This window comes from Limnobacter sp. 130, from assembly GCF_902506325.1.
Taxonomy (GTDB): domain Bacteria; phylum Pseudomonadota; class Gammaproteobacteria; order Burkholderiales; family Burkholderiaceae_B; genus Limnobacter.
The window spans coordinates 488,962-501,560 of record NZ_LR732328.1 but is presented as its reverse complement, the minus strand read 5'-3'; the positions used below and the strand labels follow the sequence as shown (position 1 = coordinate 501,560).

Here is a 12,599-nt window from a genome sequence, read left to right as displayed (position 1 = left end):
GATGAGACAGATATCTTCCATTTCCGAACTGCGCGACCAGTTGCGCGGCCAGAACCGGGTGGCTTTTGTGCCCACCATGGGCAATTTGCACGAGGGCCACATGTCCTTGATGCGCATTGCCGCCAAACACGGTGACCCCGTGGTGGCCAGTGTGTTTGTGAACCGCCTGCAGTTTGGTCCGAATGAAGATTTCGACAAATACCCGCGCACCATGCAAGATGATGCGGAAAAACTCGAGAAAGAGCAGGTGTATGTGATGTTTGCACCCACCGAGCGCGACCTGTACCCCGAACCACAGGATTACCGTGTGAAGCCACCCGATGACTTGGGCGGCACGCTGGAAGGCGAATTTCGCCCCGGTTTTTTTGAAGGTGTTAGCACCGTAGTCACCAAGCTATTCAATTGCGTGCAGCCAAAAGTGGCCGTATTTGGCAAAAAAGACTACCAACAGCTGATGATTATTCGACGCTTGGTGGCCCAACTGGCCATGCCCATCGAAATTATCGCTGCGCCGACCATTCGGGACCCTGACGGGCTGGCCATGTCGTCCCGCAACCGTTACCTGAACGAGCAAGACCGCGCCGAAGCGCCGTTTTTGTATCAACTTTTGAATGATCTCTCGAATCAGGTAAAATCGGGTCGCCCGAATTTGGACCAGTTGGTACAATTGGAGCGCAAATGCGCCGACACACTGGCAAGCCGTGGCTGGAAGCCCGATTATTTTGAGGTACGCAGGCAAGCAGACCTGCAGCGCCCCACCGATGAAAACCTGTCCGATCAAACGCCGCTGGTCATTTTGGCAGCGGCCAAGCTGGGTCAAACCCGTCTGATCGACAATCTGGAGATTGCGTAATGCACCGTGAAATGTTGCTCGGTAAAATTCACCGGGCCAAAGTGACCCACTGCGAACTTCATTATGAAGGCTCATGTGCGATTGACGAGAATCTCTTGGAGGCCTCCGGCATCATTGAGTTCCAGCGCATTGACATTTATGTAATCGACAATGGTGAACGCTTCTCAACGTACGCCATCAAGGGCGAACGTGGAAGCGGAATGATTTCGCTGAACGGGGCTGCAGCCCGCCGCGCGCAGAAAGGCGACTTGGTGATTATTGCAGCCTACGGCACCCTGGATGATCAGGAATGCAAAACATTCCAGCCCAAGCTGGTATTTGTGGATGACAACAATGTGATCGCCGAGCAGCGCGGGCACATTCCAACACAGCAAATGTAATCCCCTTGGGGCGATTCAAGCGGAAGCGCGTTTCAACCGGTCGTTGACCGCTTCCCACTCTGCAGACTCTTCTGGTTTCTCAAACAACACTTGTTTGCAGGCCAATTCGTCGGCCTGCCGTAAAGTGGCATACAGTGCCTTGGCGACTTCCGATGGGTTGTAGCTCAAGGCTTCGACCACGACTTTTCCGTGCTTTTCTCGCAATGCATCGGCCTGCGCCAGAAAGGCATCGCTCCAACCCACGCACAATGTTTTTTGCTGCACGGGTACAACAAACAGTTCGTTCGCGTTCAATACCCACACTTTGGCATCCGGGCTGTAGTGCTTTTCAAGCGCACCGGAAACCCGGGGATTGGCATTCGGTGTTTTTGACACCTGACCATGGGTTTTTACAGCAACTCCCAATACGCCCTCAATTTGGGCGGCGGTGATTGCTCCAGGTCTCAAAATCGCCGGTTGATCGTTCAACAGCGAAACAATGGTAGATTCGATGCCCACTTCGGGCACATCGCCATCAAGAATAAGCGGAATTCGATCACCCAGTTCAGCCAGCACATGGCTTGCACGTGTGGGGCTGACTTTGCCAAACCGATTGGCCGAGGGCGCAGCCACCGGTACACCGGTGGCTTTTAACAATTCAATGGCAACCGGGTGTGACGGACAACGAATACCCACGGAACTTTGTCCACCAGTGACCTGCAAGGGCATGCACGCACCTTTGGGCACAACCAGTGTAAGTGGGCCAGGCCAAAAGGCATCCATCAGCTTTTGCATGGTGGGGGTGACTTCAGCCACCCAGCCGGTCAAATCGGCGCCGGGGGCCACATGCGCAATCAAAGGGTGTTCTGATGGGCGGCCCTTGGCTTTGAAAATGCCTTCGATCGCTACCAATTGATTAACGGCTGCACCCAGGCCGAACACGGTTTCTGTGGGGAAAGCCACCAACAGGCCTTGTTTCAGGGCCTGCGCACAACGCTGAATGTGGGAATCACTGGCGACCAACAATTCAGCATGCACATGGGGCACACCCGAATCAGTCGTCGTCATCGCCAATGCCCAGAATGTCACGCACCTCTTGGGCAACCGCCAGGGCACGGTCAAGGGTTTCTGCAATCACCGTGATGTGGCCCATCTTGCGCCCGACCCTGGCCTGTTCTTTGCCGTACAGGTGTAGCTTCACCTCGGGAATGGCCAGCACTTTTTCCCAAGCGGGTTCACGCACGCTGCCATCTTCGCCATACCAAAGGTCACCCAGCAGGTTTACCATGACCGCAGGGCTGTGCTGGCGCGTGTCGCCCAAGGGCAAACCTGCAAGCACACGAGCCTGCTGCTCGAACTGGCAGGTTACGCAAGCGTCAATGGAGTAATGCCCGCTGTTGTGTGGGCGTGGGGCAATTTCATTGACCACCAAACCCAACTCGTCAACCACAAAAAACTCAACGCACAACACACCCACATAATCGAGCGCACCAGCAATTGAAATGGCGTTGGCGCGGGCCTGGGCCGCCATGGCGTCGTCAATGCGGGCTGGCACAATGGTTGTGGCCAAAATGCCTTTGCGGTGGTGGTTTTCAGCCACAGGGAATGTGGCGCATTCGCCTTTGTGATCACGCGCCACAATGACCGACATTTCCTTTTGCAAGGTCAATCGCTTTTCAAGCACGCATTCCACTTCATTGAGATCAGCAAACGCCTTGCGTACTTCTTCCAGCGTTTTCACGCGGACTTGTCCCTTGCCGTCGTAGCCCAAACGAGCTGTTTTCACGATGCCAGGCAGCAAGCCTGAAAGGTCATCAGTGATGTCGGCCATGCTGCGAATGGCTGCATGGGGTGCCACGGGCACTCCGCAACCCATGATGTACGCTTTTTCTTCAATGCGGTTTTGTGCCACACCCACCGAAAAAGCCGATGGGCTGACCGGAATGCTTTTGGACAGGGTATCGAGCGCCAAAGCAGGTACATTTTCGAATTCCGTGGTGACCCCGATGCAACGCTGCGCAAGTTTGGCCAAACCTTGGTCGTCCATGTAATCGGCCAGCACCTGGTCGTCGGCAACAGAGCCCGCAGGGCCGTTGGCCACAGGGTCGAGCACCAGCACCCGGTAACCCATACTTTGAGCCGCCATGCAGAACATGCGGCCCAATTGGCCGCCGCCCAACAGGCCTAGCCATTGGCCAGGTTTAGCTGTTTTGAATTCGATCTTGCTCATGTGTTTGGCTTAAAAATTAACGCAACGGGGGCAATTCCATTTCACGGGCCACATTGGACTGGCTCACGCGAAAATCCTGCAATTTCTGGTTCAGTTCAGAGTCGGTCAAGGCCAAAATGGCCACTGCACCCAGGGCGGCATTGGCTGCACCGGCTTCGCCGATGGCAAAGGTGTGCACCGGAATGCCCTTGGGCATTTGCACAATAGACAACAGCGAGTCTTCACCCCGCAGGTATTTGGAGGGCACAGGCACACCCATGACGGGCACAATGGTTTTGGCGGCCAACATGCCTGGCAGATGGGCGGCACCGCCTGCACCGGCAATAATCACCTGAATGCCGCGGGTGGCGGCTGTTTCTGCATAAGCAAACATTTCGTCAGGCATGCGGTGGGCTGACACCACGCGGGCCTCGTAGTCCACGCCAAAGTCGCGCAACACTTGCACGGCGTTTTTCATGACTTCCCAATCGGAAGACGAGCCCATAACCACGCCCACTTTGGGATGGTCGGAGGTGTGCAGGTGTGTGGCTTCTGTCATATTCTTATCCAATCCAAAGGCGACCAGTCAAAATTTCATAGGCTTGACGGTATTTGGCCGCTGTTTTGTCGATGATGTCTTGTGGCAGTGTAGGCGCTGGTGCCTTTTTGTTCCAGCCTGGTACGCTTTCCAGGTAGTCGCGAACAAACTGCTTGTCATAAGAAGGTGGGGAAATACCCACTTGGTATTGATCGGCTGGCCAAAAACGAGAGGAATCTGCGGTGAGCACTTCGTCCATCAAGGTCAGGGCGCCGTTTTCATCCAGCCCAAATTCAAACTTGGTGTCGGCAATGATAATGCCCTGGCGGGCTGCGTAGTCACTGGCCTTGGTGTACAAGGCAATGGAGACATCGCGGATTTGCTTGGCAAGATCACGACCCACCACATCGCTCATGGTGTCGAAATCAATGTTTTCGTCGTGTTCACCCATGGCGGCTTTGGTGGCCGGTGTAAAAATGGGTTCATCCAGCTTGGCTGCCATTTGCATGCCAGAGGGCAATTTAATGCCGCACACTGCACCTGTGGCCTGATAGTCTTTCCAGCCTGAACCAATCAGATAACCGCGCACCACTGCTTCAATGGGCAGGGCCTTCAGCTTCTTGACCACCATCGAGCGGCCTTTGATTTGTGGCGCTTCTTCAACGGACACCACCGTTTCAGGGGAAATACCAGTGAGGTGATTCGGTACCACATCGGCCAGAATATCGAACCAGAACTGGGCCATCTGAGTCAGCACCATGCCTTTCTCGGGTATGGGTTGATCCAGAATGACGTCGAATGCAGACAGGCGGTCGCTGGCCACAATCAACATTTTGTCGTCGCCAACAGAAAAATTTTCCCGAACTTTGCCACGGTGCAGCAAAGGCAGGGAAGTCAGCTTGGTTTCAAACACAGTACTCATTCAAATGGCCTCTAGGGATTCAGGCTTTAAAAATAAAACACGCGGGGCACAGCCCGCGTGAGCTTCCAAACGGGTTGGCAATCGATTACTGAACGATTTGGGCCAGTTCACCCTTGGCATATTTCTGGGCAATTTCGCTCATGGGGATCGGCTTGATTTTCGCACCCTGCCCCTCACAGCCAAACTCCATGTAACGCTGTTTACAAATTTGCTTGGCCGCTTCGCGCGCGGGCTTGAGCCACTCGCGAGCATCAAACTTGTCGGGGTTCTCAAACAAAAATTTGCGCACAGCACCTGTCATGGCCAGGCGAATATCCGTGTCGATGTTGATTTTACGCACACCATACTTGATGGCTTCCTGAATTTCCTCTACGGGTACGCCGTAGGTTTCTTTCATTTTGCCGCCATACTGGTTGATGATCGCCAACAGCTCCGCGGGCACAGAGGACGAACCGTGCATAACCAAATGGGTATTTGGAATGCGCGCGTGAATTTCTTTCACACGTGAAATAGCCAAAATGTCGCCAGTGGGTTTGCGGCTGAACTTGTAAGCGCCGTGGCTGGTACCAATGGCAATGGCCAAGGCGTCCAGCTGTGTGCCTTTCACAAATACGGCTGCCTCTTCGGGGTCAGTCAACATTTGGCTGTGGTCCAATTTCACATCGGCGCCAATGCCGTCTTCTTCACCTGCCTCGCCAGTTTCAAGGTTGCCCAGGCAACCCAGTTCGCCTTCTACGGTTACACCAACCTTGTGGGCCATCTCGACTACTTTGCGAGTCACCTCAAGGTTGTAGTCGAAGGACGCGGGCGTTTTACCATCGTCCATCAGGGAACCGTCCATCATCACCGAGCCAAAGCCAAGGTCGATTGCGCCTTGGCACACTTTGGGGCTGGTGCCGTGGTCTTGGTGCATCACCAGGGGAATGTGCGGGAATGCTTCAACCGCGGCTTGAATCAGGTGTTTGATAAATGGTTCGCCTGCGTACTTGCGGGCACCGGCGCTGGCTTGAAGAATTACGGGTGCGCCCACTTCATCAGCAGCGGCCATCACGGCTTGAACCTGTTCCAGGTTGTTCACGTTGAACGCAGGGATGCCATAGCCATTTTCAGCGGCATGGTCCAGCAATTGGCGCATGGATACGAGAGGCATTTCAAAGTCTCCGAAAAATAAAATTAGTCAAATAAGTGGTTAATTCAGTAAGCCAATGTGTTCGCCCACGCGAACAATTTTCATGGTGTTGGTTCCACCCGATTTACCAATTGGCTCACCAATGGTGATCACAATCAGATCACCCAACTCAACCACTTTGGCGTCCAGCAAAGCCTGTTCTGATTTCGCCAGCAACACTTCACGGTCCTCAGTTTCGTACTGCATCATGACAGTGCGCACATCGCGGTACATGGACAGGCGACGGCGGGTTTTTTCCTCTGGTGTGAGTGCAAAAATTGGCACGCCACTGTTCAAACGCGACATCCACAATGCTGTTGACCCTGACTGGGTCAACGCGGCAATTGCTTTCACCTCCAGGTGGTGCGCTGTGAACAAGGCCGCCATGGCGATCGATTGATCCACACGTTTGAACTTGCGATTCAGAAAATCCGCATCCAGGCTAATGGTGGCTGATTTCTCAGCCTCGACACACACGCGAGCCATGGCCACAATTGTTTCTACCGGGAACTTGCCCGCTGCGGTTTCAGCAGACAACATGACCGCATCGGTACCATCAAGTACAGCATTGGCCACATCCGACACTTCAGCACGGGTAGGCACAGGGCTTTCTATCATGCTCTCCATCATTTGTGTTGCCGTGATAGTCAGTTTGTTGGCCTCGCGAGCGGCGCGGATAAGGCGCTTTTGCGCGGCTGGTACCGCTGCATCGCCAATTTCAACTGCCAAATCACCACGGGCTACCATCAAGCCGTCGCAAGAACGAATCAGATCATCGAGGTTCTCAAGCGCCTCACAGCGCTCAATTTTTGCGATCATCATGGCATGTCCACCAGCCGCGCGCGTCAATTCACGGGCCATGTACATGTCGGCACCACTTTTCGGAAAACTGACGGCAATGTAGTCCGCCTCGAAAGACACCGCAGTGCGAATGTCTTCCATGTCTTTTGAAGTTAGCGCGGGAGCAGACAAACCACCGCCCAGCTTGTTAATGCCTTTGCGGTTTTTAAGCACTCCACCCACTTCCGTTTCGCAGAGGATCTGGGTGGGCGTGACCTTCTTGACCTTCAGCACGATTTTGCCATCGTCTAGCAGCAGTGTGTCGCCAGCTTTTACGTCATTCACCAACTCGGGATAATCCAGGCCCACGCGCTCATCATTTCCGGAATCACATTTGGCTTCGAGCACGAAGGGTTGACCATTGACCAAGGTGGCTGACCCATTGGCAAACACACCAATGCGAATTTTTGGACCTTGCAAATCGGCCATCACAGCGATGTCCCGCTTCAAACGGGCCGCGATTTCACGCACGGTTTTAACCCGGTCAATGTGCTCTTGGGCGGTGCCATGCGAGAAATTGACTCGCACCACATTCATGCCTGCAGCAATCATTCGCTCAAGTACAGCGGGGTCGGTGGATGCAGGCCCCAAAGTAGCCACGATTTTGGTTTGACGGGGTACATACACGTTAGGCACTAATTTGCTCCCTGAGTTAGCCATCAAGCCGCTCTCTGTTGAAGAATTTCCACGGCCGGTAAAGTTTTACCTTCCAGAAATTCAAGGAATGCGCCACCACCGGTGGAAATATAACTGACCTGATCACCAATGTTGTACTTGGAAATGGCGGCCAGTGTATCGCCACCGCCCGCAATTGAAAATGCATTTGATTTTGCAATTGCCATGGCCAAGCGCTCTGTACCTTTGCCAAATTGATCAAACTCGAACACACCCACCGGGCCGTTCCATACAATGGTGCCTGCTTTGTCAAGAATGGCGGCCAGTTCCTCGGCTGTGTTGGGGCCAATGTCGAAGATCATGTCATCGGCTGCCACATCGCCCACTTTCTTGGTCGTAGCGTAGGCTGTTGGAGAGAACTCTTTGCCCACCACCACATCGGTTGGAATGGGCACAGCGGCACCCCGGGCTTTCATGTTGTCGATGATGGTTTTCGCCTCACTCACCAAATCATGCTCCGCCAGTGATTTGCCAATGGGCAAACCCAAAGCAGCCATGAACGTGTTGGCAATGCCGCCGCCCACAATCAGCTGATCTACTTTATTGGCCAGGCTGTTCAGAATTGTCAACTTGGTCGACACCTTTGAACCGGCCACAATGGCCACCATGGGGCGCTTGGGCGCAGAAAGTGCAGCACCCAGTGCATCTAGCTCGGCAGCCAACAAGGGGCCTGCACAGGCCACAGGGGCGTATTGTGCTGCGCCATGTGTGGTGGCTTCCGCGCGGTGGGCGGTGCCAAAGGCATCATTCACGTAAATATCGCAAAGGGCTGCGATCTTCTGGGCCAGTTCGGCGTTGTTCTTCTTCTCGCCTTTGTTGAATCGGCAATTTTCGAGCAGCAACACTTCGCCCGCTTTCACGTCCACGCCATTGACCCAATCTTTAACCAATCGCACAGGGCGACCCAGCAACTCGCCCAGGCGGACAGCCACTTGGGCAAGGCTTAGCTTTTCATCGTACTCACCTTCGGTGGGGCGACCAAAGTGGCTGGTCAACAACAGGGCTGCGTTGTTGTTCAGGCAGTATTCAATGCCGGGCAAGGACGCACGAATACGGGTGTCTTCCGTGATGTTGCCATTTGCATCCACTGGCACGTTAAAATCGACGCGGATCAACACGCGTTTGTTGGATACGTTTTGGTCGGTCAGGCGCAGGAAACGCAACATTGCTGTTCAACTCTCAAGGAAGGTTATTGGAAACAATCCGGAATTATAACGCCCCCAGCCCACTTTTCCTCAGTGTTGCATACTCCTTTGCGATTGGAATATTGGCAATTTCAGGACAACTTTTTGCACCTGACTTTGCGCAGCAAGGGCTTGATTTAATTGACTCATTCTTCATTTATGCATTGTTGGCGCAGTTTACGCACCTGGGCTGGGTACACCTGGGCTTGAACCTCGCCGGTTTGGCTATCGTCACATGGGGCTTTTCAAGCCTGCGCAGCCAGGGTGAATGGCTGTGGATGCAGCTTTTGTCCGTGGTGTGGGTTGCATTTTATTTGGCACAGGTCGAGCCGATCGATTGGTATTGCGGCTTAAGTGGTGCTTTGCATTTTCAATTCACCGCATGCCTGTTACTTGCGCTGCACAGGAGCCCAAACACGCTTCGGCAAAGCTGGCCACTGTGGGTGCTTGGCGCGGGGTTGATGATCAAATTGATACTGGAGTGGAATTCAGGCCCCACCACCGATTCACTGGTGGGCGGGCCAATTGCGTTTGAGGCACACAGGGGCGGCGCCCTGGGGGGTACATTGCTCGGACTGTTTATGATTGGGCAATCGGTTTGGATGAAGTCGAAGCAAGTGCCCTGAACACCCACATCAGCAGTGACATTAACAACAAACCGGGCAAGGTGGTGGAACCCCCGCCCCCGCCACCGCCGTCAACTGCTGAAACCGACGAACTTGAGCCTGAACTGTTGTCAGTGGTGGGTGTTGTCGTGCCGCCCGAGCTGGCGCTGGCCACCGAGGAAGGCGAGCTGCCATCGTCCCCGCTGGCGACCACGCGCAGCGCTGTAAAGCTGCTGTGCGATTCACCAACCGAGTCAGTCACGGTAAGTTGAAAGACCAAATCAGAACTCGACGTTGCCGCGGGTAAATCAACATCGGCGGTCGTTTGCGTGCCGCTCATTAACTGCTCACCCGAAACCTGCGTCCATGCATAAGAAGCAATGCTGCGACCCGCTGTAACACTGCTTGCGGAACCACGCAAACGAACTGGATTCAAACCAGTGGCGCTTTCCTGATACCCACTGGTGCTCAGGCCATTGGCAGAGGCTGAGGCATTGGCCACGGGGCGTGTGCCCTTGGCTGAAGTGACCGCACCAAATGTGTCCAACATTCCTGCTCCACACACTGCGGTGGTGCAATTGCAACTGCCTGAACCCTGATTGACTGTGCAGGTGCTGCTTCTAGGACTCAAGAAGCTTGCGGTGTTGGCCAGAATTTGACTGCGGATTTGGGCCGGAGTCAGTGCAGGGTTGATTGCACGCATCAGACCTGCCGTTGCCGCCACCAGGGGCGCGGCAAACGAAGTACCTGTTTTGCTCACCAAGCTGGCTGAAGTGGGTGTAGTGGTGCCTGAGTTACCCAAACCAACCAAACCGTTGCTGAAACCACCGGGGGCCATCAAGCTGATCGCAGAACCTATTGCACTGTAGCTGGCACGGCTGCCGTCGCGATCAAGGGCCCCAACTGACAACACATTGTTGCAATTGGCTGGGGAATCAACCGAACCGCCGCTGTTGCCCGCTGCGGCCACCACCAAGGTACCCGCTGCATTCACGCGGTCGACCACTGTTTGCTCAAATGAACTGCATGTGGTGGGACTACCCAAACTCAGGTTGATCACATCGGCAGGGTTGGGGTTACGGGGTATGCCGGGCACGTCCAGACCGGCTGACCACAGCATGGCATCCAGCACATCGGACAGCAAACCGCCGCATTTACCAAGCACACGAACCGGCAACACCTTCACGTTCCAGTCAGCGCCAGCCACATCCGAATCACTGTGGGTATTTGCCGCAATTTGGCCAGCAACGAAGGTGCCATGCCAACTCGAATTTTTTACACTACAACCCGAAAATGCAGATGTTTGGGTATCAGCACTGCTGACCCAATTACCAGGATCTGCCGCATTGGCATCACGACCATTGCCGTCATTGGCAGTGGGCACATCCGATACAAAATCGTAGCCGCTGAGCAGTCGACCCTTCAAATCCGGGGTTTCGAACACCACGCCGGTGTCCAAAACGGCCACCACCACGTCGGCGCTGCCACGAACCACATCCCAGGCTTGATCAAATTTTGCGCCCGCTGTGTTAAAGGTAGAGCGTAGTGCCCACTGATTCAAAAAGCTGGGATCGTTGGGTGTCGCGAAAGCCCTGACTGCGCGGTCTTCGATGACAAACTCAACTTCGGGGTCGCTGGCCAGGCGATTCAACATGGCTTGCTGATCACCTGCACGTACGCTGCCACCCCAACGCATCACATGCGTTCCCACCGAACCTGCACGTAACCAGCTTGCATCGATATTGTTTCTGGCCATCACATCGGCAAGGAACTCACCCTCCCTTTCCAATCGGCGCACGGAAGGTGTGCTGCTTAACTCAACCGAGTTCTTCAATTTGATGATGAACTGCCCTGCACCGCCCTGAGCATGGGCTGGCGCGACCAGAAGAATCCAGAGCATCAGCAAAACGGTAGTCACCAGCACACGCAGTGGCGTCAATTTTTGCTTCTTGGAACGGAAGGTCAGCATGGCAGTACTCGCTTATCACAATGGGTTCAGGTTACCCAGCGAGGTGCGCAATCAATTTATTGAAAAGAAAGCAGAACGGAGCCTACTTCTCAGCCACCTCGCCAAGACCCGACGAATACCGCTTTAACGGCATAAAACAAGGCTTTGCGCATAACCAATAGGGGTAGGGACACCCACAAAAGGGAGGGGGGTCTGAGGAATTCGGTGACATAAAAAAAACCGGGCTCGAGGCCCGGTTTTTTTGCATGAAGCGCGTATGGAATTACTTGGCGTTCATCAGTGCAACAGTGGTGTCCAACATGCGATTGGAGAAACCCCACTCGTTGTCGTACCAGCTGGATACCTTGACCAGCTTGCCACTCACCTTGGTCAGTGTGGCATCGAACGAACTGGAAGCTGGGTTGTGGTTAAAGTCAATCGACACCAATGGCGCCTCGTTGTACTCCAGCACACCTTTCAATGGGCCTTCGGCAGCAGCTTTCAAAATGCTGTTCACTTCATCAACCGTGGTTTCACGCTTGGCGATGAACGACAAATCAACCATCGACACGTTGATGGTGGGCACGCGAATCGCGTAGCCGTCGAGCTTGCCATTCAATTCTGACAACACCAAACCAACCGCAGCAGCCGCACCTGTTTTGGTGGGGATCATGCTCATGGTGGCGGAACGGGCGCGGCGCAGGTCTTCGTGGTACACGTCAGTCAACACCTGGTCATTGGTGTAGGCGTGGATGGTGGTCATCAAACCTGTTTCCAAACCAATCACATCATTCAAAGGCTTGACCAGTGGGGCCAAACAGTTGGTGGTGCAAGACGCATTGGAGATCACCGTGTCGGTGCTCTTCAAGACACTGTGGTTTACGCCAAATACAACTGTGGCATCCACGTCTTTGCCGCCAGGTGCGGAAATAATTACTTTCTTGGCACCACCTTTCAGGTGGGCCGATGCTTTTTCTTTGGATGTGAAAAAGCCGGTGCATTCCAGCACAACATCCACACCCAACTCGCCCCAAGGCAGTTCGGCCGGGTTGCGGTTGGCCAGCACCTTGATTTTGTCGCCATTCACAACCATGTAATCGCCATCTACGCTCACGGTGCCGGGGAAACGGCCATGGGCGGTGTCGTACTGGGTCAGGTGGGCGTTGGTTTTGGGATCGCCCAAATCGTTAATCGCCACGATTTGGATGTCGTGTTTTTTGCCACCTTCATAGTGGGCACGCAGTACATTTCGGCCGATGCGGCCATAGCCGTTAATCGCTACGCGAATGGTCATGACA

The 12,599-nt window shown here is 54.3% G+C and carries 12 protein-coding genes; 3 read left to right on the top strand and 9 right to left on the bottom strand.

The window, feature by feature from the left end; all coding sequences use genetic code 11:
* Nucleotide 1: 1 nt before the first annotated feature.
* Together panC and panD are read left to right on the top strand one after the other, a co-directional pair.
* Nucleotides 2-853, top strand: coding sequence for a pantoate--beta-alanine ligase (panC, locus tag FRIGORI9N_RS02405; protein WP_159568307.1), 852 nt, complete (start codon nucleotides 2-4; stop codon nucleotides 851-853).
* Nucleotides 853-1,233 carry an aspartate 1-decarboxylase gene (gene panD / locus FRIGORI9N_RS02400; protein WP_008251515.1) on the top strand — a complete coding sequence of 127 codons (381 nt, stop codon included), beginning with the start codon at nucleotides 853-855 and terminating at the stop codon, nucleotides 1,231-1,233. Before panC ends, panD begins: the two co-directional genes overlap by 1 nt.
* A 15-nt stretch (nucleotides 1,234-1,248) precedes the next feature.
* Here panD and FRIGORI9N_RS02395 read toward each other — a convergent pair whose 3' ends face one another.
* The 7 genes from FRIGORI9N_RS02395 to FRIGORI9N_RS02365 form a co-directional block, all read right to left on the bottom strand.
* Complete coding sequence (locus FRIGORI9N_RS02395) at nucleotides 1,249-2,280, bottom strand: L-threonylcarbamoyladenylate synthase (RefSeq protein WP_159568306.1); 1,032 nt, start codon at nucleotides 2,278-2,280, stop codon at nucleotides 1,249-1,251.
* A complete protein-coding gene (locus FRIGORI9N_RS02390; RefSeq protein WP_159568305.1) occupies nucleotides 2,267-3,442 on the bottom strand; it encodes a 5-(carboxyamino)imidazole ribonucleotide synthase in 1,176 nt (391 codons plus the stop codon). The genes FRIGORI9N_RS02395 and FRIGORI9N_RS02390 overlap by 14 nt, the downstream gene beginning before the upstream one ends.
* A 16-nt stretch (nucleotides 3,443-3,458) precedes the next feature.
* Nucleotides 3,459-3,980: a 5-(carboxyamino)imidazole ribonucleotide mutase gene (purE, locus tag FRIGORI9N_RS02385; RefSeq protein WP_159568304.1), complete on the bottom strand. Its 522-nt coding sequence runs from the start codon at nucleotides 3,978-3,980 to the stop codon at nucleotides 3,459-3,461.
* 4 nt (nucleotides 3,981-3,984) lie between these two features.
* Nucleotides 3,985-4,881, bottom strand: a complete 897-nt coding sequence (locus FRIGORI9N_RS02380) for a phosphoribosylaminoimidazolesuccinocarboxamide synthase (protein ID WP_159568303.1) — start codon at nucleotides 4,879-4,881, stop codon at nucleotides 3,985-3,987.
* A gap of 85 nt (nucleotides 4,882-4,966) precedes the next feature.
* Nucleotides 4,967-6,031, bottom strand: a complete 1,065-nt coding sequence (fba, locus tag FRIGORI9N_RS02375) for a class II fructose-bisphosphate aldolase (protein WP_159568302.1) — start codon at nucleotides 6,029-6,031, stop codon at nucleotides 4,967-4,969.
* A 39-nt stretch (nucleotides 6,032-6,070) separates the two neighbouring features.
* Nucleotides 6,071-7,549: a pyruvate kinase gene (gene pyk, locus FRIGORI9N_RS02370; protein WP_159568301.1), complete on the bottom strand. Its 1,479-nt coding sequence runs from the start codon at nucleotides 7,547-7,549 to the stop codon at nucleotides 6,071-6,073.
* Nucleotides 7,549-8,730, bottom strand: a complete 1,182-nt coding sequence (locus FRIGORI9N_RS02365; RefSeq protein WP_159568300.1) for a phosphoglycerate kinase — start codon at nucleotides 8,728-8,730, stop codon at nucleotides 7,549-7,551. Before FRIGORI9N_RS02365 ends, pyk begins: the two co-directional genes overlap by 1 nt.
* A 101-nt stretch (nucleotides 8,731-8,831) precedes the next feature.
* Here FRIGORI9N_RS02365 and FRIGORI9N_RS02360 point away from each other — a divergent pair, with 101 nt between their 5' ends.
* Nucleotides 8,832-9,374 carry a rhomboid family intramembrane serine protease gene (locus tag FRIGORI9N_RS02360; RefSeq protein WP_159568299.1) on the top strand — a complete coding sequence of 181 codons (543 nt, stop codon included), beginning with the start codon at nucleotides 8,832-8,834 and terminating at the stop codon, nucleotides 9,372-9,374.
* On the opposite strand, the gene FRIGORI9N_RS02355 is transcribed toward FRIGORI9N_RS02360, so the two are convergent.
* Together FRIGORI9N_RS02355 and gap are read right to left on the bottom strand one after the other, a co-directional pair.
* Complete coding sequence (locus FRIGORI9N_RS02355; RefSeq protein ID WP_159568298.1) at nucleotides 9,328-11,322, bottom strand: S8 family peptidase; 1,995 nt, start codon at nucleotides 11,320-11,322, stop codon at nucleotides 9,328-9,330. The genes FRIGORI9N_RS02360 and FRIGORI9N_RS02355 overlap by 47 nt on opposite strands.
* 262 nt (nucleotides 11,323-11,584) lie before the next feature.
* Entirely contained in the window at nucleotides 11,585-12,595 is a 1,011-nt protein-coding gene (gene gap, locus FRIGORI9N_RS02350; protein WP_159568297.1) for a type I glyceraldehyde-3-phosphate dehydrogenase, read from the bottom strand.
* Nucleotides 12,596-12,599 lie beyond the last annotated feature (4 nt).